This window comes from Tardiphaga sp. 862_B3_N4_1 (assembly GCF_051811085.1).
Lineage (GTDB): Bacteria > Pseudomonadota > Alphaproteobacteria > Rhizobiales > Xanthobacteraceae > Tardiphaga > Tardiphaga robiniae.
The window spans coordinates 1571866-1597051 of sequence record NZ_JBPWQB010000002.1; the positions used below are offsets into that span (position 1 = coordinate 1571866).

The following is a 25186-nucleotide window of genomic DNA, read 5'->3' on the forward strand; positions in this document are numbered from 1 at the left end:
GCGAAAGATGCCGACATGTCCAAGAGCCTGATCGATCTGATCGATATCCTCGATCTCGAGACCATCGAGGTGAACATGTTCCGCGGGCGCAGCCCGAAAACGCGCTGGCAGCGGGTGTTCGGCGGCCAGGTGATCGGCCAGGCCATGGTGGCTTCGTGCCGCACCGTCGAAGGCCGCATGCCGCATTCGCTGCATTGTTATTTCATTCTGCCCGGCGACCCGCAGATTCCGATCGTCTACGAGGTCGAGCGCCTGCGCGACGGCAAGAGCTATTCGACCCGGCGTGTCACCGCGATCCAGCACGGCCATGCGATCTTCTCGATGATGGTGTCGTTCCACGCCGAGGAGGAGGACTCGTTCAACCACCAGGATCCGATGCCGGACGTGCCGCCGCCGGACAAGCTCACTGCGGAAGAGCTGTCGAAACATCCGATCATCGAGAAGATGCCCGATTTCATCCGCCGCTATTACGAGTCCGATCGCCCGATCGAGCTGCGTCCGGTGGAATTCCAGCGTTATGCTGGCGAGAAGATTCCGGAGGGGCGGATTAATTTCTGGATTCGTACCGCCGCGAAGCTGCCGGACGATCCGGCGCTCCATATGTGCGCGCTGGCCTATGCGTCGGACTTTTCGCTGCTCGATTCCATCATGGCCCGCTATGGCCGCACTTTGTTCGACGGTCAGGCGATGGCGGCCAGTCTCGATCACGCCATGTGGTTTCACCGCCCGTTCCGCGCCGACGAATGGCTGCTCTACAGTCAGGATTCGCCGAGCGCCCAGAACGGTCGCGGCCTCGCGCGCGGCCTGATCTTCAAGCCCGACGGCACGCTGGTGGCGACCGTGGCGCAGGAAGGCTCAGTGCGCGAGCGCCGCGAGAAGCCGGCGACGTAAGTTGCTCCGCTTCCAGCCATGAATCCCGCTTCGCCGTCTTGGCGTGCAAACGGCCCGCCCCGAAGGCAGGTCGCCGCCCAATTTCCACGCGCCATGCCAACGGGGATGGCATAAAGCTGTCTGATTGCGTAAGCAGGGTCGTACACCGCCCCCGAAGAGGAATCCTGCATGAAGCTCGTGGTCGCGATCATCAAACCCTTCAAGCTCGATGAAGTGCGTCAGGCTCTGACGGCCATCGGCGTTCACGGCATGACGGTGACCGAAGTGAAGGGCTATGGCCGGCAGAAGGGCCATACCGAGATGTATCGCGGCGCCGAGTATATTGTGAACTTCCTGCCCAAACTGCGCCTCGAAATCGCTGTGGCGTCCGACCTCGCCGCCAAGGCGGTCGAGGTCATCTCCACCGGAGCCCGGACCGGCCAGATCGGCGACGGCAAGATCTTCGTGACCCCGATCGACCACGCCCTGCGTATCCGCACCGGCGAGACCGACAGCGACGCGCTTTAGGCAATAAGCCAGCGCCCACTGGGCTTTCAGCCAGAACTGCTCTCACAGTCCGCTCGAATACGCCTGAAGGGCTCTACGGTCTTGCCCGGTTGAACCATGTCAATTCCACGCGCGCCAGTTGGAAGGCCTGCAGATTAGACAATTTCGAGTTTTTTGCCTCGGATTGACGTATTTGGGCACCTCTGGGCTGCCCGCCGTCTAAGCAGGAATATGTCGAGAGCCTGTCATGCTTCCATTTTGGGCAGGATTGGCTAGAGTTTGGGCGCGACCGAATAGCGCACTCTGTCTCATCACGTGAGAAACGCGAAAAGCTGGGGATTCATAAACCGTTAGAGAATTCCGCCGATCTGGCACGGCATTTGATTCTATCTGGTCTGGCTGTGCCCGCGTAGTGAACTTCTCCGCGTGGTGAACCTCAGTCGAGATCGCCCGGTCGGTTTTCGGTCGGGCCCAAGCGGGGATAGGACCCATGAAAATTGTTATGGCGATCATCAAGCCATTCAAGCTTGAGGAAGTCCGTGATGCCCTGACCGCCATTGGCGTTCATGGTTTGACGGTGACGGAAGTCAAAGGATATGGCCGACAGAAGGGCCATACGGAAATTTATCGCGGCGCTGAATATGCGGTGAGCTTCCTGCCCAAGATCAAGATCGAGGTGGCTGTCGCTTCCGATCAGGTCGACAAGACCATCGAAGCCATCACCACCGCCGCCAAGACCGGCCAGATTGGCGACGGCAAGATCTTCGTCATCAACCTCGACCACGCGGTTCGCATCCGCACCGGCGAGGCCGATGCTGCAGCCCTCTAAGTCGAATTCCTCGGATTTCGCGCTCACCCATTCTTCAATCAGGAGTCAAACACAATGACGTTTAAGCGTCCCTCTGGCGCGGGATTGGCGGCACTCGCCGTTGGCCTGTTCGCCGCAACTGCGGCTTACGCCGATCCGACGGTCAACAAGGGCGATAACGCCTGGATGATGACCTCGACGGTGCTGGTTCTGTTGATGACCGTCCCGGGCCTCGCCCTGTTCTACGGCGGCCTCGTTCGCTCCAAGAACATGCTCTCTGTGTTGATGCAGGTCCTCTACACCGCTTGCATCGTGATGGTGATCTGGGCTCTCTACGGCTACAGCATCACGTTCACTGGCGGTTCGGCCTATATCGGTGGTTTCTCGAAGGCGTTCCTCGCCGGCGTGACGCCTGACTCGATGGCTGCTTCGTTCACCGCAGACGCCAACATCTCGGAACTCGTCTACTTCTGCTTCCAGATGACCTTTGCCGCCATTACCCCCGGCCTGATCGTCGGCGCCTTCGCAGAACGCACCAAGTTCGCCGCGATTGCACTGTTCATCCCGCTCTGGGTGACGTTGATCTACTTCCCGATCGCGCACATGGTCTGGTACTGGGCTGGTCCGGACGCCATCGTTGCAGCCGCCAAGGCTGTTGCAGCTGCGGCTCCCGATGCGAAGGCTGCGGCTCAGGCCAAGCTTGACGAAGTCATGGCCGATGCCGGCCAGGTGTTCCTGTGGGGCGCTCTCGACTTCGCTGGCGGCACCGTCGTTCACATCAACGCCGGCATTGCTGGCCTCGTGGGCTGCCTGATCATCGGCAAGCGCACCGGCTACGGCAAGGAGCTGATGGCTCCGCACTCGCTGACCATGACCATGATCGGCGCGTCCCTGCTGTGGGTTGGCTGGTTCGGCTTCAACGTCGGTTCGAACCTCGAAGCCTCGGGCACTGCCGCTCTCGCAATGACCAACACCTTCCTCGCAACTGCGGTTGCGGCGATGGCCTGGATGTTCGCGGAGTGGATGACCAAGGGTCACCCGTCGCTGCTCGGCGCAGCATCGGGCGCGGTTGCCGGCCTCGTCGCCGTCACCCCGGCTTGCGGCTTCTCGGGCCCGATGGGCGCGATGGTTCTCGGTCTGGTCGCAGGCGTCGTCTGCCTGTTCTTCTGCACCGTCGTGAAGAACTCGCTTGGCTATGACGACTCGCTCGATGTGTTCGGCGTCCATTGCGTCGGCGGCATCATCGGCGCGCTCGGCACCGGCATCCTGGTCAACCCGGCCCTCGGCGGCACGGGCGTCATGGACTACGTCGCCGGCAAGATCGGCGACTACGACATGGTCACCCAGATGATCGCGCAGTGTAAGGCTGTCGCGACCACGCTGGTGTGGTCGGGCGTCGGTTCGGCGATCCTGTTCAAGGTCGTCGACGTGATCGTCGGTCTCCGCGTCAATGTTGAAGTCGAGCGCGAAGGCCTCGACGTCACCGAGCACACCGAACGCGCCTACAACATGTAAGCGTTACGAGCCATCCCGGATCATCGGTCCGGGATGCTCACAAAGGGATCGGTTGGGGCACTACCCGGCAATGTCCCAACCGTCGAAGGGCTCCAGCGCAAGCTGGGGCCTTTCACTTTTTGGGGTGCCATTCTGATCCCCGCGTAGGCCTGGACGGCCGCTAAACGCGTGATAGCAAGGCCGGCCCCTCGATGGTTAATCGCGTCTTAACCTCGCCGTATCTATGGTGGTTTGATCCCATTTCGGCCGATCTCATGGGGCGATCGGCTGCCTTGAAAGTACTGGCGTTTTCCTGATGGCACTCACCGCTCCTCCTTCCGCGGCGCAAGGCGCTGGCAGCCGGACCTCGGCTGGGCCCGATGGCGAGCGCTCGCCGTTTGCGCGACTGACGGAATTGCTGGCGCCATATCAGCCCGGCCAACCGCTGATCACACTGTCATTGGGCGAACCGCAGCACCCGGTGCCGGATTTCGTCGGACCGGTCCTCGCCAAACACACCGCCGATTTCGGCCGCTATCCGATCGCCAAGGGCATTGAGCCGTTCCGCCGCGCCGCCGCTACGTGGATGGGTACGCGCTTCAATCTCCCGCGCGCCCTCGATCCGGAAACCGAAGTGCTGGTGCTGAACGGCAGCCGTGAAGGCCTGTTCTTCGCCGCGATCACGGCCGCGCGCTTTGTCGGCCCGCGCAAAGGTACGCCGGCGATCCTGCTACCAAATCCGTTCTATCCAGCCTACGGCGCCGGTGCGCGCGCCGCGGGTTGCGAGCCGATCTTCATGCCAACCACAGTGGCCAACGGCTTCCTTCCCGATCTCGACGCACTCGATAAGGCGACGCTGGCACGCACGGTGGCGATGTACGTCGCATCGCCGGCTAACCCGCAAGGCGCCGTCGCGACACCCGCTTACTTCAAGAAGCTGCACGACCTCGCGCTGCGCTACGGTTTCATCGTGCTATCAGACGAATGCTATTCGGAAATCTACACGCAGGCCGCGCCCGGCAGCATGCTGGCGTCAGCCGGACCTGACTACACCAATGTCGTTGCGTTTCAGTCGCTGTCAAAGCGCTCGAATCTGCCTGGCATGCGCGTCGGCTTCGTCGCCGGCGACAAGAAATTCCTGAGCGCGTTTCACGAATTGCGCAATGTGGCCGCGCCGCAGGTCCCGGTGCCGCTGCAGCAGGTCGCGGTTGCCGCTTATAGCGACGAAGCACATGTGGAAGAGAATCGCAGGCTCTACCGCCTGAAGTTCGATCTTGCGGATCAGATTCTCGGCAATCGCTACGGCTACAAGCGCCCGGCTGGCGGCTTCTGTCTGTGGCTCGATGTCTCCGCATATGGCGGCGACGAAGAGGCAGCCGTGAGACTGTATCGCGATGGCGGCGTGCGCGTGGTGCCCGGAAGTTATCTGGCGCGCCCGCAGGCCGACGGCAGCAATCCCGGCGCCGGCTATATTCGTTTGGCCATGGTGCAGGACAGTGAAACGACAGCCGAGGCTTTGCATCGGCTGGTGAAGATTTTGAATTGAAGATCCTGGATTGATGCAGGGCGCATGAGCACTCCGGTATGAGCACCACGATCGAACGCGTCATTCCTCTCGTCGGCCATCTGCCCGCGTCGATTCGTGAGATGCTGGGACGACGGCTGCGTGAACTGGCGGGCTTTGGCCTGGTCTGCGCCGCAGCTGTCGCGGCGGCAGCGATGATGACGTGGTCCGTACAGGACCCGAGCCTGAGCCATGCCACCTCGCGTGCGATCCGCAATGTCGCCGGTTATCCCGGCGCGATCGGTGCCGATCTGCTGATGCAGATCCTCGGCCTCGGCGCGATCATGATGATTCTCACCATCGCTGTCTGGGGCTGGCGGATGATGACGCATCGGCATTTCGACCGCGAAGCGCTGCGTATCGGTTGCTGGGTCCTTTGCACCATCATCGCATCAGGCTTTGCCAGCTGCTGGCAGCATGGCGGATCGTGGCCCCTGCCGACCGGCGTCGGCGGCGTGGTCGGCGACGCGCTGTTTCGCGCGCCCGCGGTCGTATTCGGCCCTGTCGGTTTCATCTATCGATTCGTCCTCGGCTTTATTCTCTGCGCGGCGATGATCGTGACTTTCTTGATCGCCTGTGGCTATGGCGCGCAAGCGAAGGAAGAATTCGCCGAGATCGATATCGAGGAAGATGACGAGCCGTTCGAGGAAGATGAAACGCGCGATCGCGGCTCGATCTCGGTCTCGCTTGGCTGGGCGGCGCATGCCGTGATGAGCGCGAAGGCGCGTCTCGGCCGTTTCCTCTCGTTGGTCTATGGCAAGATGGTTGCAAGCGAGCCCAAGGCGCGCGCGGCATCCTTCGAGCGTCAGGAACCCAATCTCGGCGGTCGTCGTAACAGCCCGTCAATTGCGCCGCGCGACGAAGACGAGAGCGATCACGACGAGGACGAAGAGCACGACTACGAGGAAGAAGAAGAGGAAGAGGAGCCCGCCCCGAAGGCGCGCAAGAAATCCTCGGCCAAGGAGCCGGTGCGCAAATCCAACGGCAAGTTCGAACTGCCCTCCGTCGGCATGCTCACCGCGCCGAAGGCCGCGGATCGCAAGCCGCTCAGCAAGGCCGAACTTGAAGCCAATTCGCGGGCGCTGGAAGGCGTGCTGCAGGACTTCGGCGTGCGCGGTGAAATCGTCAAAGCCAATCCCGGCCCCGTCGTCACGCTGTACGAACTCGAACCTGCACCGGGCATCAAGTCGTCGCGCGTGATCGGCCTTGCCGACGATATCGCGCGCTCCATGAGCGCGCTGTCCGCCCGCGTCGCCGTCGTCCCCGGTCGCAATGCCATCGGCATCGAGCTGCCGAACGCCCATCGCGAAAACGTCTACTTGCGCGAACTGCTGACCGTGCAGGACACCAATGACGGCAGCATCAAGCTCCCGCTCTGCCTCGGCAAGAATATCGGCGGCGAGTCCATCATCATCGATCTTGCGCGCACCCCGCATATGCTGATCGCCGGTACCACCGGTTCGGGCAAATCAGTCGCGATCAACACCATGATCCTCAGCCTGGTCTACCGGCTGCGGCCGGATCAGTGTCGCCTGATCATGGTCGATCCGAAGATGCTCGAACTCTCCGTCTATGACGGCATCCCGCATCTGCTGACGCCCGTCGTGACCGATCCGAAGAAGGCCGTGGTCGCGCTGAAATGGGCCGTGCGCGAGATGGAAGAGCGCTACAAGCGCATGGCCAAGCTGGGCGTGCGCAATATCGACGGCTACAATGCGCGTCTCGTCGAAGCCAAGGCCAAGGGCGAGGAGCTCTCGCGCACCGTTCACACCGGCTTCGACAAGGAAACCGGCAAGGCGATCTACGAGGAAGAGAAACTCGATCTCGCGCCGCTGCCCTATATCGTCATCATTGTCGACGAAATGGCCGACCTGATGATGGTCGCCGGCAAGGACATCGAAGGCCTGGTGCAGCGTCTCGCGCAGATGGCACGCGCCGCCGGTCTCCACGTCGTCCTCGCGACGCAGCGTCCGTCGGTGGACGTCATCACCGGCACGATCAAGGCCAACTTCCCGACGCGCATTTCCTTCCAGGTCACATCGAAGATCGACAGCCGCACCATCCTGGGCGAGATGGGCGCCGAGCAACTGCTCGGCCGCGGCGACATGCTCTATATGGCTGGCGGCGGTCGCATCTCGCGCGTACACGGTCCTTTCGTGTCGGACGAGGAAGTCGAGAAGGTGGTGCGCCACCTGAAGACGCAGGGCGAGCCCGAATATCTCGAGGCGGTCACCGCCGAAGAACCGGAAGAGGGCGAGGACGGCGCGGTATTCGATTCGACGGGCATGGGCGCCGATGGCGGTGGTGGCGATCTGTTCCAGCAAGCCGTTGCCATCGTGAAGCGCGACCGGAAGGCATCGACCAGCTACATCCAGCGCCGGCTGCAGATCGGTTACAATCGCGCAGCGTCGCTGATCGAGCGCATGGAAAACGAAGGCATCGTCGGTCAGCCCAACCATGCCGGTAAACGCGAGATTCTGATCGAAGAAGAAGAAAGCGGGTTCTGAGAGTTTGACCCTGCCAATGGACAATCCCGCTTTCGAGTCGCGAAATCGCCACAGCTCCGGGTTAGCGCCTGCGCTGGCGGCGTCAGCCGCGGCGGGGGCGCAAGAGACCACCGGCCGGACCGCAAAACCGGTACCCATTCTGACGCAAAGCGCGGTAAAATGCGCCGAACCCGCCGAGCAGGACGACGCCTTGATGAGACGCCCGACCCATCACGCCGCAGACCGGTCTTTCCTGCGCATCGGCGCAGCCGGCCTCGTCGCGGCGTTTGTCGCCGCCATTGTGGCGCCCTCGGCCTATGCCCAGTCAATCCCATTGCCGCGACCTGCACCGCAAGCGCGCAGCAATGGCAGTTTCCAGATGTCGGCCTCCGAGCCCCAGGCTGTTCGGCCGCCAGTTGCAATCGCACCCAAGACATCGGCGACGACATCCACGCCACCGAATCCAATCATTCCGGATCCGCGCCGCAACGTTCCCGCCAGCATTTTCATGAGCTTCGACGCCAATCAGAAGGCGCAGGCAAGCAAGGTCAGCAGCTATCTGTCATCGCTCAGCAATCTGAGCGGTAACTTTGTTCAGGTGGGGCCAGACGGCAGCCGCACCACCGGTGACTTCTTCATCCAGAAGCCCGGCAAGGTCCGTTTCGAATATGATGCGCCGACGACCATCGCCATGGTGTCCGACGGCCAGTCGCTCGCCGTCCGCGATTCCAAGCTGGCAACCCAGGACATCTACCCGCTGTCGCAGACACCGTTGCGCTATCTGCTGTCCGATCGCATCGATCTGATGAAGGACACCAATGTGGTCGCCGTCAGTGCTGACGACCTCTATACGTCGGTGACCATTGAGGAAAAGAACGCGCTGGTCGGCACCTCGCGCCTGATGCTGATGGTCGGCACTAAGGATGGACAGCTCAAGCAGTGGACCGTCACCGACCCGCAGGGCTATGACACCACGGTCGCGATCTACAATCTCGATACCGCGAAAAAGCCCGATCCGGGGCTGTTCAAGATCGACTTCACCAAGTATCCCACCAGCGGCGCGAATTAGTTTTCGCTGCAGGTGATGCCCTCATGATGAGCAGGCGCGCTTGCGCCGTCTCACCATCGGATTTCCATGCGTTTTTCCCTGACCACCTGGAATATCAATTCGGTGCGATTGCGCATCGACCTTGTCGCCAAGTTTCTCGAAGAGATGCAGCCGGATGTGCTGTGTCTGCAGGAAACCAAGTGCCCGGACGATGCCTTTCCGCTCAAGCGCTTCAAACAGCTCGGCTATGACCATGTCGTGCTGAACGGGCAGAAGGGCTATCACGGCGTCGCCATCGTCTCGAAACTTCCATTCGAGAGCAGCGACATCCGCGTGTTCTGCAACAATCTGGACTCACGCCACATCTCGGTATCGTTCGGCGAAAAGGCCGGCATGGCCGTGCCGCTGATCGTGCATGATTTCTATGTGCCTGCCGGCGGCGACGTTCCGGATCCGGACGTGAATGCGAAGTTCGCGCACAAGCTCTCGTTCCTCGACGAGATGAAGACCTGCGAGCCGCTGCATCCGCGCGGCGATGCGCGTCATATCCTGGTCGGCGATCTCAATGTGGCACCGCATGAGAATGACGTGTGGTCGCACAAGCAGATGCTGAAAATCGTGTCGCATACGCCGATCGAGTGCGAAAAGCTGCTCGCCGTGCAGAGCGAGGGCAACTGGATCGACGTCGCGCGCGAACGCATTCCGCTGTCGGAAAAGATCTACACGTGGTGGAGCTACCGCGCCGCCGACTGGGCGGTGTCGAATCGCGGCCGCCGCCTCGATCACATCTGGGTGTCGTCCGCACTGAAGGATTCGATCCGCGACTTCACCGTCACGTCAGATGCACGCGGCTGGGAGCGGCCATCGGACCACGTACCGGTCACGACGGTGCTGGAGCTTTGATACCAGTTACTGGCTGAGCTTGGCGCCGATCAGCGTCACATCGCTGGCGAGTTGGCTGACGCGAGTCGCCATGTCGTCACGCAGACGGCGAGCGGCTGCGGGATCGCTGTCGAGCACGCGCTGAAACAGGCTGCGCGTGATCCGGATCGTGCTGGAATATTCCGTGGCGACCGCCGTCGATGGCCGCTGCATCGCTACCAGCAGTGCAAGTTCGCCCATCAATGTGCCGGGCCCCGCGATCACTTCATGATCGCTGCCGTCGTCGAGGCTGATGCGGAATGCGCCGGTCTGAACGACATAGCCGCAATCGGCATCGTCACCCTGCCGAAACAACACCGAGCCCCGCGCAAATTCCTGCTGCTCGGAGCCGATCGCGATCACGCGCAAAGCGGCGATACCCAACAGGCGCAATGTCGGGACGCGCTCAAGCAGGGCTACATCATCATCGATCGACATGCAGAACCGTGTGATCGGGACGCGCGAAGGAGGATACCGAACAGCTAATGGCGAATCGGCTCCCCAATCGTATCACGGCACCAACTTGTAGCCACCGGCTTCCGTCACCAGGATTTCAGGATTGGCGGCGTCCTTCTCGATCTTCTGACGCAACCGATAGATGTGCGTTTCCAGCGTGTGCGTGGTGACGCCGGAATTGTAGCCCCAGACTTCCTGCAGCAACGTCTCGCGAGACACCGGCAACTGGCCGGCGCGATACAGGAAGCGCAGGATCGCGGTTTCCTTCTCGGTCAGGCGAACCTTCTTGGCATTGGCGCCGGTGAGCATCTTGGAGCCGGGCCGGAAACTATAGGGACCGACGGTGAAGACGGCATCTTCGCTGGCTTCGTGCTGACGGAGCTGCGCGCGAATACGCGCCAGCAGTACGGCGAAGCGGAACGGCTTGGCGACGTAATCATTGGCGCCGGATTCAAGACCGAGAATGGTGTCGGAATCGGTGTCATGACCGGTCAGCATGATGATCGGCGCCTTGAAGCCACCCTTGCGCAGGCTGCGCACGACTTCGCGTCCATCCGTGTCGGGCAGGCCAACATCCATCAGCACCAGATCGGGGGAATTGGCCTTGGCGGCAGTAGCGCCCTTGGCGCCGGTGTCGACAGCGGAGGCCTCGAACTCTTCGTGCAGCGACAGCTGCTCGACCAGCGCCTCGCGCAAATCAGTATCGTCATCCACGATCAAGATCTTGCGGGCATTGGGCATTGCGACAATCCTTTGAACGGCTGCGGCGAAGCGTTGTTCGCCGCGCTGAAACAGTGGGCCAGAAATCGTGACAGGCTTCGCCGTTAACGCATATTCTAGCGCAAAATCAGCGACATTCCCGGCGAATGTACTGCTGCAGCGCGAAATAGAACATTTGCGGTAAATAGCAAGGCGGAGTTCGCGATTCGGATGGGAAGTCTCGTTATTTCAGACACTTATCGAACAAGCTTGCGTGATCGACCGCTAACTATGGTTCACATTCGCGCGTCAGCCGGAGACAGACTCCGTGGATGGCTGACGACCGACCACACAACCATACCCGTCGCGCTCGGCCGCGGCGGAATCAAGGCGAACAAACGCGAAGGCGACGGCGGAACGCCGCGTGGGACGTTTCGCCCCATCCGGCTGTGGTGGCGGGCCGACCGCAATCCACGTCCGCGTAGTTTTCTGCCGATCCGCCCTATCACACTGATGGATGGCTGGTGCGAGGATCCGTCTGATCGGCACTACAATCGACCGGTCCGGCTCGATCGTGGAAGTGACGGCGACCGACTGGCCCGCGAGGATCATCTCTACGATTTCATCATCGAGATCGACCAGAACACCCGACCACGGATCGCAGGGCGAGGCAGTGCAGTGTTCCTGCATCTGGCCCGCCCGAAATTCGCGCCGACCGCGGGCTGTGTGGCGATGACCAAGCCGGCCATGCTGCGGCTGCTAGCCCGGATCGGACCGAAGACGCGCATCGTCATTGGGTAGATCTGGTGCAGACTCCGTCTTCAAATTTTTCAGGCGAGGCGTGAAGATCTGACCGGGGATGAGAACGCCCCGGCCAGACCGATCGGTTACTCCGGCTTCTTATGCGAATCGTTATGCGGCGGGGCCTTCGGTCTCGCCGGCGGATGAGGAGCCGGACGGGGCGCCGGATGAGTTGCAACCGGATGCGATGCTGGCCGCACGGCGGCAACATGCGGCGGGGCCGGCGGTTTCGCGATAGCAGCCATCCTGGGCGCCGCCGGGTGCGGGGCGACAGGCGGCCTGATAGCAGGTGGCTTGGCGACCGCGTTCAGCGGTTTCGGCGCGACTGCACCATTGGTCGTCGCATGTGCGACGGCCGTCGGTGGCCCCTTGTTCTCAGGCGTTGCGTTCGCAACCGGCCTGTTTGCTGGCGGTTTGGCACCGGTCGCAGGAAGTGCCGCGGGCACGAGCGTCGCCGCCGGCCGTGCGGCGGCCGGCCCGACTTCCCGCGCTGCCACGACGCCCTTGCCGGTGAACTCACCGGGCTTGGACGTTGCCGCGATCGCCGGATGCCCATGATTTTCGGACGCGCGCAGCGCTCTGTTGGTGCTCGCGATATGTTCGTGCTGGGTTTGTACGGCCGTCGCCGCGATGTGCGGTTGGTGCGCGACGGCCTGCTCCTGCGGCGTCGGCTGCGCGGTTGTGCCGCCCGTGCCGCCATTAAAACTGACCCTTGTGATGTTGGTCGTATTGTTGACGATGGTCTGGTTGTAGACATTCGTCACCGCGACACCGCCGAAATTGTTGACGGTCCGATTGTAGGCGAACACGCCGTTATTCCAGCGACCGCCACCATAACCGACGCCGCTATAGCCGTAGCCGTAATCGACGCCGCCATAGAAGCCGACATGGGTTCCCCAATAGCCGGCGTTCCAACCGTAATAGCCATCGTGCCAGCCCCAAAAGCCCGGCGTCCACAACAGGCCGACCTGAGGCGGCTCGACCCAGGTGCCGGGCACCCAGTAGTAACCGACCGGACCATAGGCCCAGAAGCCGGGCGTCCAGATATAGCCGGGCGCGGGAATGGCGGGCTGCTCGTAGACCGGCAGTTCCGGTGGAGCAATCGTGATGCTGATGATCTGCGCCATGGCAACGACCGGCATGGTGAACACGACCAGCGCGGCCAGAAGCCAGGTAACGGAGCGAAAGTGTCGCATGTCTGTCCCTCTCGCGGGGCGGGGATCCTGCGTCCGGACACAGTCGAGACGGAATAGTGCGACATTATGGCGCACCTTCCGGCGTGCGGTCGGGAACTTTTCAGTTCAGGCAAAGCGCCAACGGCCCATTAACGGAAGTGAAGAGAAGAACTACCGTTTCCCGAAGATCGCCGAGCCGACGCGCACATGAGTCGCGCCAAACTGGATGGCGATGGCGAAGTCGGCACTCATGCCCATCGACAACCCGGTCAATCCGTTACGTGCAGCGATCTTCGCTGTCAGCGCGAAATGCGGTGCTGGCGCATCGTCAACCGGCGGAATACACATCAGTCCGGAAATCGTCAGCCCGTAGGTATCGCGACAGCGGGCCAGGAAATCATCAGCCTCGCTCGGCGCGATACCGGCCTTTTGCGGCTCCTCACCGGTGTTGAGCTGTACGAAGAGCTGCGGCATCCGCTGCTGCGCCTTCATCTCCTTGCTTAACGCTTCGCAAATGCTCGGTCGATCGACCGAGTGAATCGCATCGAACAAGGCGACCGCTTCCTTGGCCTTGTTGGACTGCAAAGGCCCTATCAAATGCAACGCAATCGCGGGTTGAGTGGCGATTAACGCCGGCCATTTGGATTTTGCCTCCTGGACGCGATTTTCGCCGAACACACGCTGACCGGACTGGATCACGGGCGCAATTGCGTCAGCCTCGAACGTCTTCGACACCGCGATCAACGTCACAGAACTGCGGTCCCGCCGCGCTTCGTTACATGCGCGGAAGATATCGTACTCGACCGAAGCGAGTCCGTCGGTTGGTAAAGAAGACGTTACGCCCGACGACTCTTGCACGGATTTATTTTCAACCAAGGCGCGAACTTTCTTGAGATCCATTGCAGTTTAACGAATCCGGGAAAGGCTTTTTGAAGGCTTTGGAGTACCTATGTCCGCGGGGCTTAGGGATCGAAGATGTCACGCATCGGTATTAACCGCAATAAAGCGAGGCTCAGGGGAGCTCTCGGCATTCGCGCTCGACTGGTCCTGTTGGCCCTCATTCTGGTCGGGCCATTAATGGCGGAGCGAATTCGCTCACTCGATGCGACGCGTACCCACCAGATCGCGACGGCCGCGCGTGATTTCGCTGGCGTCGCCCAGCACAGCGCCGATGCACAGCGCGAAGTCTTCGCCTCGATCGAGGCCGTGCTGAAATCATCCGCCTACATCTATACGTCGGCCGCTCAGGTGAATCGGAGCTGCGCCATCATGCGGGCGAGCCTCCGCGGCGATATGCCGTGGCTGCGCAGCCTGACAGTGGCCGGTGCGGATGGCATCGCCATGTGCTCGACCTGGCCGGAAGTCATCGAGCAGAGATTCGATTTCAGCGATCGCCCCTATTTCAAGAAAGCGATTGCGACCGGTGAGTTTGTCGTCAGCGATTATCTGTTCAGCCGCTTGACGAACCAGCCGACCGTGATGGCGGCCTATCTCGCACCGGGCCTGACTAAGGACGACGATGCCGTGGTACTGGCGGCGGTGAATCTCGACTGGATGTCGAAGATCATGGGCAATCTCGGCGACCGGCCCGGTGTCACGACACTGCTGGTCGATCATGCCGGCACCGTGCTTGCAGCGCCGCCGACAAACGCCAGCGCGATTGGTCGGCCGATGGAAGACCTTGCTCTATTGCCGATGATCGAAGCGCATCTGCGCAATACGGATAAGCAGACCGGTTCGCTGTCATTCAGCGCCAGTGACGGTTCACAGCGCACCGTATCATTCGCGACAATCCCCGGTACCGGCGCGCAATTGATCGTCAGCATCGACGAGGCCCGAGTCTCGGCGGTTGCCGATCGCGAGATCCGCACCGCCTATTTGCAGCTCGCCTTCGTTTGCCTGTTCGTTCTGCTTGGCGCGCTGGTGGTTGCGGAGCGACTGATCATCAAGCCGATCCAGATGATGGAGACCATGGCGCAGCGCTTCGGTCGCGGCGACTGGTCGGCCCGCGTAGCGCGGAACAAGCTGCCGGCCGAGTTCGTACCGCTGGCACGCGCATTTTACGGCATGGCGGCGCAGTTGCGTGGTCGCGAACGCGAATTGCGCGCCAGCAACGAGCAGCTCACGGTGCTTGCCTCCATCGACATGCTGTCTGGCCTTGCCAATCGGCGCGGCTTCCAGAGCCGCCTCGATTTCGAATGGCTGAAGGCCCAGCAATCCGGCGACCATCTGACGCTGCTGATGATCGACGTCGATCACTTCAAACTCTTCAACGACACCTATGGCCATCCCGAAGGCGATGCTTGCCTGGCGCGCGTCGGCGAAGCTCTCTCCAGCCTGGCCGATCGCTGCTCGGGCTTTGCCGGACGCTATGGCGGCGAGGAATTCTGCCTGCTGCTGCCGGGCACCGAGGTCGCCCGCGGCATCCAGATCGGCGAAATAGTACGCGCGGCAATCTGGAACCTGGCGGTCTCCCATGCCACCAGCGCACATCAGCGGGTCACGGTCAGTGTCGGCGTGGCCTCGACGATGCCAGCTACGCTGGAGACGGCGAACGATTTGATCGAGGCAGCCGATGCCTCGCTCTACGCCGCCAAACGGCGTGGCCGCAACACCGTGGTGGAGCACGGCTTTGTGCGGGCATATGGCACGGCCGTGTCGCTGGCGGGGTGAGACTACGGGCCCGCCCCTGGTCCCGTTTCTTGTCTTAAACCATTGACCTAACGCAGCCTTTTATGGCCTAGTCCCCGGCCTCAAGCGCGAATTCAGCCCGAGCAAGCACCGGTTTGCGACCTCGTTCGCGCGTCCATGATCTGAGAAGCGCTCGAACCGGCCGGCGGATTTCAAAAACACCATGAGCAACGAACGTTACAACGCCCGCGAGACCGAACCGCGCTGGCAGCGCGTCTGGGACGACAAGGCGATCTTCGCCACCAAGAACGACGATCCGCGCGAGAAGTATTACGTACTCGAGATGTTCCCCTATCCGTCGGGGCGCATCCATATGGGCCATGTCCGCAACTATACGATGGGCGACGTGGTTGCGCGCTTCCAGCGCGCGCAGGGCAAGAACGTGCTGCATCCGATGGGCTGGGATGCGTTCGGCCTGCCCGCCGAGAACGCCGCGATCGAGCGCAAAGTCGCTCCGAAGGCGTGGACCTATGAGAACATCGCGTCGATGAAAAAGCAGCTGCAGACCATGGGTTTGTCGCTGGACTGGTCGCGCGAATTCGCAACCTGCGACCCTACCTACTACAAGCATCAGCAGAAGATGTTTCTCGATTTCATGCGGGCAGGTTTGGCCGAGCGCAAGAAGTCCAAGGTGAACTGGGATCCGGTCGACCATACCGTGCTGGCCAATGAGCAGGTGATCGACGGCCGCGGCTGGCGCTCAGGGGCGCTGGTGGAGCAGCGCGAGCTGACCCAGTGGTTCTTCAAGATCAGTAAATATTCCGACGAGCTGCTGTCTGCCCTGGATACGCTGGATCGCTGGCCCGACAAGGTGCGCCTAATGCAGCGCAACTGGATCGGCAAGTCGGAAGGTCTGCATTTCCAGTTCGGACTGATCGGCGCACCCGCGGGATTCGACAAACTGCCGGTGTTCACGACACGCCCGGACACGATGTATGGCCCGACTTTCGCTGCGATCTCGCCGGATCATCCGCTGGCGAAAGCGCTGGCAGAAAAAGACCCCAACGTTGTCGCCTTCATCGAGGAATGCCATCGCATGGGCACCTCGCAGGCCGAGATCGACACAGCCGAGAAGCTCGGCTTTGACACCGGCATCAAGGTCACGCATCCCGCCGACGCGTCATGGACACTGCCACTCTATATCGCAAACTTCGTGCTGATGGATTACGGCACCGGCGCCATCATCGGCTGCCCCGCACACGATCAGCGCGACCTGGATTTTGCGCGCAAGTACGACCTGCCGGTGCTCGACGTGTTCGTGCCCGTCGGTAGCGATGAGCGCGTTGGTAACATCGCTTTCGCTCCGGCGAAAAGTGAGACTGTGCAGTATGTCCGTTGGGTGGGTGCACCCGGTGTGATGACCTGCGAAGAAGCGATGAAGAAGTCGCTCGAGATTTTCGAGAAGGACGGCTGGGGCAAGCGCGAGATCAATTTCCGCCTGCGCGACTGGGGCATCTCACGTCAGCGCTATTGGGGTTGCCCGATCCCGATCATCCACTGCCCGAGCTGCGATATCGTGCCGGTGCCGGACAAGGATCTGCCGGTCGTGCTGCCGGAGGACGTTTCCTTCGACAAGCCGGGCAATGCGCTCGATCATCATCCGACGTGGAAGCATGTGAAGTGCCCGAACTGCGGCGCGGATGCGCGGCGCGAAACCGATACCATGGACACCTTCGTGGATTCGTCCTGGTACTTCACGCGCTTCACGGATCCATGGAACACGTCGGCACCCACGACGACCGCCGTTGCCAATCGAATGATGCCTGTCGATCAGTATATCGGCGGCGTCGAGCACGCGATCCTGCATCTGCTGTACAGCCGCTTCTTCACCCGCGCCATGAAGGCCACCGGCCACGTCAATTTCGACGAGCCGTTTGCCGGCATGTTCACGCAAGGCATGGTGGTGCACGAGACCTACAAGAAACAGGACGGCACCTTCGCCTCACCGGCCGAGATCAACATCGAGATCGGCGGTAACGGCCAACGCGCTACGCTGATCGCCACTGGCGAAGACATCACCATCGGCCCGATCGAAAAGATGTCGAAGTCGAAGCGCAACACAGTCGACCCCGACGACATCATGGGCACCTACGGCGCCGATACCGCCCGTTGGTTCATGCTGTCGGATTCGCCGCCCGACCGCGACGTCATCTGGAGCGAAGAAGGCGTCAAAGGCGCTTCGCGCTTCGTGCAGCGTCTGTGGCGGCAGATCAACGAATCAGCCGCGCACGGCAAATCGGCGCCGGCAGCCCGGCCGGCTGAATTCGGCCCCGATGCCTTGGCGATCCGCAAGGCGGCCCATGGCGCGCTCAGCAAGGTCTCGACCGAGATCGAAAAGCTGCATTTCAATGTCTGCCTCGCCCATATCCGCGAATTTTCCAATGTGCTGGGCGAAGCTTTAGCGAAGCCGGGAACTCTGGCCCCGGACGTCTGCTGGGCGCTGCACGAGGCCTCGGTCATTCTTGTTCAACTGTTTGCGCCGATGATGCCGCATCTGGCCGAGGAATGCTGGGGCGTACTGGGGCAACCGGGCATGATCTCGGAAGCCCGTTGGCCGCAAATCGAGCCCAATCTGCTGGTTGAAGACACCATGACCCTGCCGGTACAGGTCAACGGCAAGAAGCGCGGAGAAGTCACAGTGGCCCGGGAAGCGACGAACCCGGAAATTGAGGCTGCCGCTCTGGCGCTCGATGCTGTAAAACAAGCTCTCGACGGCAAACCCGTCAAGAAGGTCATCGTCGTCGCCCAGAGGATCGTGAATGTTGTCGGCTAAATCCCGTATTGCCGCCCGGCTCATGGTCGTCGCCACCCTGGCGGCGCTGACGGCCGGCTGCTTCCAGCCGATGTATGCCGAGCGTGGCGACGGTAAACCCGGCCTGCGCGAGAAGCTGCAGGGCGTCGAGGTTCCGCCGCTAGACTATCCCAACGCGTCGCCGCAAGCCCGTGTCGGCGTGAATATCCGCAATGCACTGATGTTCAAGATGTACGGCAGCGCTACCGGCCTGCCGCCGACCTATCAGCTGAAGATCCGTTTCAACCCAAGCCGGACCTCGCTGATCGTCGACCCGAATACCGCGCTGCCGACCAGCGAAAATTACGGTATCGACGCGACCTATGGCCTGATCGAGATCGCCACCGGAAAGCAGGTCCTGACCGGCAGCACCTTCTCCCGCGTCACCTATGACATCCCCGGTCAGCTGCAGCGCTTCGCCCGTGCCCGCGCCTATCGCGACGCCGAGGACCGCGCGGCGGGTGAGATCGCTGACAACATCAATACCCGTCTGGCGTCGTTCTTCTACGCCGGCACCTAAGCCTGTCGCGTGGTCGCGCTTCGCGGAAAAGATATCGACACGTTCCTGGCCAGGCCGGATGCCGGCCGGCCCATTATCCTGCTCTACGGAGCTGACGCTGGACTCGTTCGCGAACGCGCCGACGCGCTGATGAAATCCGCGGTCGACGATCCCAATGATCCATTTTCGCTGGTTCGCATGGACGGCGATGATTTGGCCGCCGAGCCGTCGCGTCTCGTCGAAGAAGCCATGACGGTGCCGCTGTTCGGCGGTCGTCGCGCGATCCGCGTCCGCGCAGGCTCCAAGAATTTTTCCAGCGGCGTCGACACGCTCGCCGATTCCGACATCAAGGACTGCCGCATCGTGATCGAGGCCGGCGAGCTCAGGCCGGAATCACCTTTGCGGAAAGTCTGCGAGAAGGCCAGGACCGCGGTGGCCATCGCCTGTTACCCCGACACCGAGCGCGATCTCGCAAAGCTTATCGATGAAGAGCTCCGCGTCTCCAATCTCCGCATGGCGCCGGATGCACGCGCCACACTAATGTCGCTGCTCGGCGGCGATCGGCAGGCATCGCGTAACGAGCTCCGCAAGCTCACGCTCTATGCGCATGGTACCGGCGAAGTCACGCTCGACGACGTGATGGCCGTCGTCGCCGACGCGTCCGAGCTGAAGATCGATCCAATTGTCGACGGCGCCTTTGCCGGGAATCCCGCCGCGGTGGAAGTCGAGTTCAACAAGGCGATGATCGCCGGAACTTATCCGGGCATGATCATGATGGCCGCGCAGCGCCAGGCCGCATTGCTGCACAAAGCCAGCCTGCTGGTGGAGGCTGGTAGTTCGGCATCAGCAGCCGTGGAAAGCGGATTTCCGCGGCTGCATTTTTCCCGCAAGGGAACGGTGGAAGCAGCGCTGCGAAATTTCTCCGCACAGCGGCTGGTGAACATCATCGACCAGCTCGCTGTCGCCGCCCTCGACGTCCGCAAGCAAAACGCCCTCGGCGCGGTGATCGCACAGAGGGCGTTGATGTCGATTGCCGTGAATGCAAGGCGGCGCGGTTAGCTCTCCGAATCCAGCCGCTTCAGAATTTCGTCGAGCTGATCGAGATCACGATACTTGATGATCACGGTGCCGCCGGGATCGCGGTGATCCACCGACACCTTCAGCCCGAGCACGTCGCTGACCCGCTTTTCCAGCGCGATCGTGTCGGCATCCTTCGCCGCCTTGGGAGACGACGTGCGGGGCTTCTGCGGCGCGCGTTCCGGCACGCCCTCTTCGTGCGCGAGTGCTTCGGTCTGACGAACGTTCAGTCCCTCGGCGATGATCCGCTTCGCAGCGCCCGATGCGTCCGGCAGGTTGATCAGCGCGCGAGCGTGACCGTTGGACAACTGACCGGAAGCGATCAGGCCCTGCACGTCCTCGGGCAGCTTGGTGAGGCGCATCATGTTGGCGACATGGCTGCGGCTCTTGCCGACGATTTTCGCGATCTCGTCCTGGCTGTGTTTGTAGGTCTCGGCGAGCGCGTGATAGCCCTGCGCCTCTTCCATCGCGTTGAGATCTTCGCGCTGGACGTTTTCGATGATCGCGATTTCCATCGCGGCCGAATCCGTCACGTCGAGCGGCACGATCGGCACTTCATGTAGACCGGCGATCTGCGACGCGCGCCAGCGGCGTTCGCCGGCGATAATCTCGAAGCGATCGTTGCTACCCTTCACCGGCCGCACCACGATCGGCTGGATCACGCCATGCTGCTTGATCGACGCCGCGAGTTCGCTGAGTTCCGCATCCGCAAAGACCCGCCGCGGATTGCGCGGATTGGCCTTGAGAAATTCGATAGGCACCTTGCGCTGGTTACGCGAAGGACGCTCGACATGCGCGGCTTCGCCGCCGACATCGCCGATCAGACTTGCAAGACCGCGGCCCAGCCGCGAACGCGCTTCATCAGCCATCGCCAATCCCTTCGAACTCATCGCGCCACTCCGTACTCAAACTTGAAATTCGGTTGCAGGCTGGGCAAAGGCGTACTTGCGCCGTGCCTGCCATTATCGTTTGCGATCCGCTGTGGTGGGCACGCTGTGCTTTGCCCACCCTACTTGCTCAGTGAGCGGTGCGCAGGTCGCGCTCGCGCTGGATCACTTCGGTCGCGAGCCGCAGATAGGCTTCAGAGCCCGAGCACTTCAGGTCATAGACCAGCACCGGCTTGCCGTAGGACGGCGCTTCCGAAATGCGGACGTTGCGCGGAATCATGGTCTCATAGACCTTACTGCCCATGAATTCGCGTACGTCGGCGACGACCTGGTTTGACAGGTTGTTGCGCGAGTCGAACATGGTCAGCACGATGCCATGGATCGACAGGTTCGGATTCAGCGTCGAGCGTACCTGCTCCACGGTCTGCAACAATTGAGACAAACCTTCGAGCGCGAAGAACTCACACTGCAGCGGAACGAGAATCGCATCCGACGCGGCCATGGCATTGACGGTGAGAAGGTTGAGCGATGGCGGGCAATCGATCAGCACGTAAGTATAGTCGGAGCCTGGCGAGACATTGTTGTTCAATTCGCCGATCGCATCGCGCAGCCGGAAGGCGCGGTCGCGGGCCGAACCGAGTTCAAGCTCAAGGCCCGACAGATCCATGGTCGAGGCGGCTATGTGCAGACGCGGCACGGCGGTGACGACGACCGCATCGCGCAGTGGTGCTTCGCCGATCAGAACGTCATAGGTCGAGCAGTTGCGATTGCGACGATCGATGCCGAGACCGGTAGATGCATTGCCCTGCGGATCGAGATCGACGATCAACACGCGCTCGCCGATCGCGGCGAGTGCGGTGCCGAGATTAATCGCAGTCGTCGTCTTGCCGACGCCGCCCTTCTGGTTGGCCAGCGCCAGGATGCGCGGATGGCCAGGCACCGCATTTGACGTATGCTCTTGATATTGCTGATCAATTACGGTCATTGGTGTGGCCATCTTGGTTTGCGGACGGGGTCAGTCGCTCGATCCGGTCGAGTTCGACGATCCAGCCTTGTCCGCCGGTCAGGCTGGCATGCAGGCGCGGGCTTATATTCCAATATCTAGTAGCTTCGGTCAATTCCGATTCTACATCTTGACCCTTGAGAAATAAGGCTTTTGTGCCCGGCTTCATCAGAGGCTCGGCGAAACCGATGACGATATGTAACGAGGCAACGGCACGCGCGGTGATGCAATCGACATGCTCGGGAAATCTATCCACATTATCCCCGATGTCAGCCAGATGAATCGTGCCGGGGGCTTGCGTCACACGTAACGCTTCGCGCAGGAACGCCGCCTTCTTGGCGTTGCGCTCGACGAGATGAACATGCCCACCTGCGACGTCACCCATGGCACAGGCCAGAACCACGCCTGGAAAACCTCCGCCGCTGCCGAAGTCCAGCCAGATCTTTGCATCCGGCGCGAGGTTCAGAAGCTGCAGCGAATCCGAGATATGGCGCGTCCAGAGATTTGGAAGCGTGGCCGGCGAAATCAGATTTGTCTTGGCCTGCCACTGCAGCAACAGGTCGACATAGCGATCGAGCCTGTCTTCCGTTTCACGTGAAACAGGGGTCAGCCGCAAGGCCGCAGCTTTATCGGCATCGAGCCGGGGTGCCGGCGCCGCTTGTTGGGATCGTTGAGCCATTGGATTGTCTGTAAAGCTGTTGGGACCCATCCATACTCTGAGTCCATTTTTCCAGCTATCGAATTGCGGAGCGGCAGCGGCAAATCGGGACGAAAAGCACGCGATGACCGAGCGACCGACCTATCAGGAGGCTCTGCGGCGAACTAATCTGCTCAGGATCCTGGCGCCGTTCGATCCGTATGTGGTCGGCACACTTCCGCTTGGCGTGGCCAGACCCGGCAGCGACATCGATATCGTCTGTTGTGCCACGGATAGATCTTCCGTAGCCACCCTGCTCTGGGAGCATTTTCGCGATGCCGATGACTTCGCGCTCTATCAATGGTCGGCCAGAGGCCGACCTGTCGTCGCTAAGTTCAACACCTCTGATGACCAGCTGAATGCCGTCCTGAGGGCGCAAGAGTTTGCAGTCTAGAGGATTCAGGACAGTGAGTTGACCAGGATCAATGCGAGCAGGACGAGTCCGGCCTCCAATGAATCATCGTTGGAGGCAGATGACCATGAGTGTGATCGTACGGCTTTTCCTGATGCTGGCAGCACCCATCACTGCGCTATTCGTCTCGCGTGATGCACTCAATTTCGACGCGGTCCAGACGATCGTCGCCGTGGTTCTCTTTACAGTCGCCGTCGCAGCTGTTGCCTTCTGGCCCCGCCGGCCAGTGAAGCCATCTTCAACGGAGCCGCGCTGATTTCGGCTTCTGTTTCACGTGAAACAACCAATTAGGCCAAAGCAGCCTTCGGCTTCCGTGCTTCGCGGCGGAGATAGGCCGCGAGAATGGCCAATGCGGCCGGAGTCATACCATCCAGACGTCCCGCCTGCCCCACCGTGTGTGGAAGCGCGGCCTTGAGCTTGGCCCGGGCCTCATTGGACAGTCCGGGGACCGCATCATAGTCGACATCCACCAGCGAGAGACCCTCGTCACGGCGAAAAGCCTCCACATCCGCGGTCTGACGCTTCAGATAGACATCATATTTGGCATCGATCTCGATATGGGTGCCGATCGCTGGGTCAATGGCCGATAATTCTGGCCAGATCCGGGTCACGGTGGCCCATTCGGTCTCTGGGTAGGAGAGGAGATCGAAGGCAGAGCGGCGCTGACCGTCATGATTAAGCGCCAGACCGTGCTTAGCGGCCCCGTTAGGAGTGATCGACAGCGCCTGGGTCAGGGCCTTACCAGCGGCGAGGGCTTCCATCTTGGCGCCATGCCGGGCCGAACGAGCGCTGCCGACACATCCCAGGCTGATACCCTTGTCAGTCAGACGCTGATCGGCGTTGTCGGCACGCAGCGTGAGACGATATTCGGCCCGCGAAGTGAACATCCGATAGGGCTCGGTAATTCCGCGGGTGACCAGATCGTCAATCATCACGCCGAGATAACCGTCAGCCCGGTCGAACACGGTCAACTGGCTCCCACTCGCAGCCAGGGCCGCATTCAGACCGGCGACCAGACCCTGGGCGGCGGCCTCTTCGTATCCTGTGGTGCCATTGATCTGCCCGGCCAGAAACAGGCCGGAGACGCGCTTGGTCTGCAGCGTCGGATCGAGTTCGCGGGGATCGACGTGGTCATATTCGATCGCATAACCGGGGCGGACCATTCGGACCCGCTCGAGACCGGGGATCGAGGCCAGGATCGCAACCTGAACCTCCTCGGGCAGTGAGGTAGAGATGCCGTTGGGATAGACCGTGGAGTCATCAAGGCCTTCCGGCTCCAGGAAGATCTGGTGGCCATCACGATCGCCAAAACGGACGATCTTGTCCTCGATGGACGGGCAATAGCGCGGCCCTGAGCTCTTGATCTGGCCGGAATACATCGGCGAGCGATGCACATTGGCCCGGATCACCTCATGGGTGGCCGGTGTGGTGCGCGTGATGCCGCACTGAATCTGCGGATTGGTGATCCGCTCGGTCATGACCGAGAACGGCTCCGGCGGATCGTCGGCGAACTGCATCTCTACCCCCGCCCAGTCGATGGTGGTCCCATCGAGCCGCGGTGGCGTACCGGTCTTGAGCCGTCCGAGGGTAAAACCGACGCGCTCGAACGCCTTGGACAGGCCGAGTGCGGGAGCTTCATCGATCCGGCCAGCGGGCCAGTTCTTCTCGCCGAGATGGATCAGGCCGCGCAGAAAGGTCCCAGTGGTGATGACCACCGATCCGGCGGAGAGTTCGCGGCCGTCGGCCAGACGGATGCCGGTGACTCGACCATTGGCCGTGAGCAGATCGTCGGCTTCGCCCTCGATCACGCTCAGATTCTCGGTCGCCACGATCGCCGCCTGCATCGCTGCAGCGTAAAGCTTGCGGTCCGCCTGGGTGCGCGGGCCGCGGACGGCCGGGCCCTTCTTGCGATTGAGCATGCGGAACTGGATGCCGCCGGCATCGGCCACGCGTCCCATCAATCCGTCCAGCGCATCGACTTCGCGAACCAGATGACCCTTGCCCAGACCACCGATGGCGGGGTTGCAGGACATCGCGCCAATAGTCGCGAACTGGTGCGTGACCAGTGCCGTCTGCGCGCCCATGCGCGCAGCACCAGCCGCGGCCTCGCAGCCGGCATGGCCTCCCCCGATTACGATGACGTCAAACTTGTCCTGCATGGCCGCAGCTTCTAGCGCGGGCGCCGCCGGGATTGAAGAGAAATCCACAGGCAGTGTTTCACGTGAAACAACGGATGTCCTCTGAAGAGGATCTGAGAGGCAGGACTGTTTCACGTGAAACACCATCTGCTTTAGCCGTCA

The 25186-nt window shown here is 61.7% G+C and carries 23 protein-coding genes; 15 read left to right on the forward strand and 8 right to left on the reverse strand.

Annotated elements, in window-relative coordinates; all coding sequences use genetic code 11:
• Positions 1-15: 15 nt before the first annotated feature.
• The 8 genes from tesB to AB8B02_RS24735 all read left to right on the forward strand — a co-directional run bounded on the left by tesB (position 16) and on the right by AB8B02_RS24735 (position 9680).
• A complete protein-coding gene (tesB, locus tag AB8B02_RS24700) occupies positions 16-891 on the forward strand; it encodes an acyl-CoA thioesterase II (RefSeq protein ID WP_089263153.1) in 876 nt (291 codons plus the stop codon).
• Positions 892-1059: 168 nt separating this feature from the next.
• Positions 1060-1398: a P-II family nitrogen regulator gene (locus AB8B02_RS24705; protein WP_089263151.1), complete on the forward strand. Its 339-nt coding sequence runs from the start codon at positions 1060-1062 to the stop codon at positions 1396-1398.
• Between the two features lie 469 nt (positions 1399-1867).
• Positions 1868-2206, forward strand: coding sequence for a P-II family nitrogen regulator (locus AB8B02_RS24710; RefSeq protein WP_068730208.1), 339 nt, complete (start codon positions 1868-1870; stop codon positions 2204-2206).
• 54 nt (positions 2207-2260) lie between these two features.
• On the forward strand, positions 2261-3700 hold the full coding sequence (locus AB8B02_RS24715) for an ammonium transporter (RefSeq protein ID WP_089263149.1): 1440 nt from the start codon (positions 2261-2263) through the stop codon (positions 3698-3700).
• Between the two features lie 295 nt (positions 3701-3995).
• On the forward strand, positions 3996-5225 hold the full coding sequence (locus AB8B02_RS24720) for an aminotransferase class I/II-fold pyridoxal phosphate-dependent enzyme (protein ID WP_439065415.1): 1230 nt from the start codon (positions 3996-3998) through the stop codon (positions 5223-5225).
• 38 nt (positions 5226-5263) lie between these two features.
• Positions 5264-7750 carry a DNA translocase FtsK gene (locus AB8B02_RS24725; protein ID WP_184512495.1) on the forward strand — a complete coding sequence of 829 codons (2487 nt, stop codon included), beginning with the start codon at positions 5264-5266 and terminating at the stop codon, positions 7748-7750.
• A gap of 193 nt (positions 7751-7943) precedes the next feature.
• Entirely contained in the window at positions 7944-8798 is an 855-nt protein-coding gene (locus tag AB8B02_RS24730; RefSeq protein WP_439065416.1) for an outer-membrane lipoprotein carrier protein LolA, read from the forward strand.
• Between the two features lie 66 nt (positions 8799-8864).
• The gene (locus AB8B02_RS24735; RefSeq protein ID WP_120287667.1) at positions 8865-9680 is read left to right on the forward strand and encodes an exodeoxyribonuclease III; all 816 of its coding nucleotides are present in this window, start codon (positions 8865-8867) and stop codon (positions 9678-9680) included.
• 6 nt (positions 9681-9686) lie between these two features.
• On the opposite strand, the gene AB8B02_RS24740 is transcribed toward AB8B02_RS24735, so the two are convergent.
• Positions 9687-10136: a cyclic nucleotide-binding domain-containing protein gene (locus tag AB8B02_RS24740; RefSeq protein ID WP_184512497.1), complete on the reverse strand. Its 450-nt coding sequence runs from the start codon at positions 10134-10136 to the stop codon at positions 9687-9689.
• Between the two features lie 72 nt (positions 10137-10208).
• Entirely contained in the window at positions 10209-10895 is a 687-nt protein-coding gene (locus AB8B02_RS24745) for a response regulator transcription factor (protein ID WP_068730214.1), read from the reverse strand.
• Positions 10896-11144: 249 nt separating this feature from the next.
• Here AB8B02_RS24745 and AB8B02_RS24750 point away from each other — a divergent pair, with 249 nt between their 5' ends.
• Positions 11145-11654 (forward strand): L,D-transpeptidase family protein, encoded by a 510-nt coding sequence (locus AB8B02_RS24750; protein ID WP_439065417.1) that lies wholly within the window; start codon positions 11145-11147, stop codon positions 11652-11654.
• Between the two features lie 86 nt (positions 11655-11740).
• Here AB8B02_RS24750 and AB8B02_RS24755 read toward each other — a convergent pair whose 3' ends face one another.
• Both AB8B02_RS24755 and AB8B02_RS24760 read right to left on the reverse strand, forming a co-directional pair.
• Positions 11741-12850 carry a hypothetical protein gene (locus AB8B02_RS24755; RefSeq protein ID WP_439065418.1) on the reverse strand — a complete coding sequence of 370 codons (1110 nt, stop codon included), beginning with the start codon at positions 12848-12850 and terminating at the stop codon, positions 11741-11743.
• Positions 12851-13000: 150 nt separating this feature from the next.
• Entirely contained in the window at positions 13001-13729 is a 729-nt protein-coding gene (locus tag AB8B02_RS24760; RefSeq protein ID WP_439065419.1) for a YggS family pyridoxal phosphate-dependent enzyme, read from the reverse strand.
• 75 nt (positions 13730-13804) lie between these two features.
• Between AB8B02_RS24760 and AB8B02_RS24765 the strand changes: the two genes are divergently transcribed.
• The 4 genes from AB8B02_RS24765 to holA all read left to right on the forward strand — a co-directional run bounded on the left by AB8B02_RS24765 (position 13805) and on the right by holA (position 19869).
• Complete coding sequence (locus tag AB8B02_RS24765) at positions 13805-15502, forward strand: diguanylate cyclase domain-containing protein (protein WP_175369338.1); 1698 nt, start codon at positions 13805-13807, stop codon at positions 15500-15502.
• Positions 15503-15683: 181 nt separating this feature from the next.
• A complete protein-coding gene (gene leuS / locus AB8B02_RS24770) occupies positions 15684-18293 on the forward strand; it encodes a leucine--tRNA ligase (protein WP_120287671.1) in 2610 nt (869 codons plus the stop codon).
• Positions 18280-18831, forward strand: a complete 552-nt coding sequence (locus tag AB8B02_RS24775; protein ID WP_089263131.1) for an LPS assembly lipoprotein LptE — start codon at positions 18280-18282, stop codon at positions 18829-18831. The genes leuS and AB8B02_RS24775 overlap by 14 nt, the downstream gene beginning before the upstream one ends.
• Before the next feature lie 9 nt (positions 18832-18840).
• Positions 18841-19869 carry a DNA polymerase III subunit delta gene (gene holA / locus AB8B02_RS24780; RefSeq protein ID WP_439062036.1) on the forward strand — a complete coding sequence of 343 codons (1029 nt, stop codon included), beginning with the start codon at positions 18841-18843 and terminating at the stop codon, positions 19867-19869.
• On the opposite strand, the gene AB8B02_RS24785 is transcribed toward holA, so the two are convergent.
• The 3 genes from AB8B02_RS24785 to rsmG form a co-directional block, all read right to left on the reverse strand.
• Positions 19866-20756 (reverse strand): ParB/RepB/Spo0J family partition protein, encoded by an 891-nt coding sequence (locus tag AB8B02_RS24785; protein WP_120287673.1) that lies wholly within the window; start codon positions 20754-20756, stop codon positions 19866-19868. The two genes, holA and AB8B02_RS24785, sit on opposite strands and share 4 nt — an antisense overlap.
• Positions 20757-20904: 148 nt before the next feature.
• A complete protein-coding gene (locus tag AB8B02_RS24790; RefSeq protein WP_309941557.1) occupies positions 20905-21759 on the reverse strand; it encodes a ParA family protein in 855 nt (284 codons plus the stop codon).
• Positions 21746-22456 carry a 16S rRNA (guanine(527)-N(7))-methyltransferase RsmG gene (gene rsmG / locus AB8B02_RS24795; RefSeq protein ID WP_309943840.1) on the reverse strand — a complete coding sequence of 237 codons (711 nt, stop codon included), beginning with the start codon at positions 22454-22456 and terminating at the stop codon, positions 21746-21748. The genes AB8B02_RS24790 and rsmG overlap by 14 nt, the downstream gene beginning before the upstream one ends.
• 103 nt (positions 22457-22559) lie before the next feature.
• On the opposite strand from rsmG, the gene AB8B02_RS24800 reads away from it, so the two are divergent.
• Positions 22560-22868 (forward strand): DUF4269 domain-containing protein, encoded by a 309-nt coding sequence (locus AB8B02_RS24800; RefSeq protein WP_439065420.1) that lies wholly within the window; start codon positions 22560-22562, stop codon positions 22866-22868.
• Between the two features lie 85 nt (positions 22869-22953).
• On the forward strand, positions 22954-23142 hold the full coding sequence (locus AB8B02_RS24805) for a hypothetical protein (protein WP_309941551.1): 189 nt from the start codon (positions 22954-22956) through the stop codon (positions 23140-23142).
• 31 nt (positions 23143-23173) lie between these two features.
• Here the strand turns inward: AB8B02_RS24805 and mnmG are convergent, their stop codons facing one another.
• Positions 23174-25045, reverse strand: a complete 1872-nt coding sequence (gene mnmG, locus AB8B02_RS24810) for a tRNA uridine-5-carboxymethylaminomethyl(34) synthesis enzyme MnmG (RefSeq protein ID WP_439065421.1) — start codon at positions 25043-25045, stop codon at positions 23174-23176.
• Positions 25046-25186 lie beyond the last annotated feature (141 nt).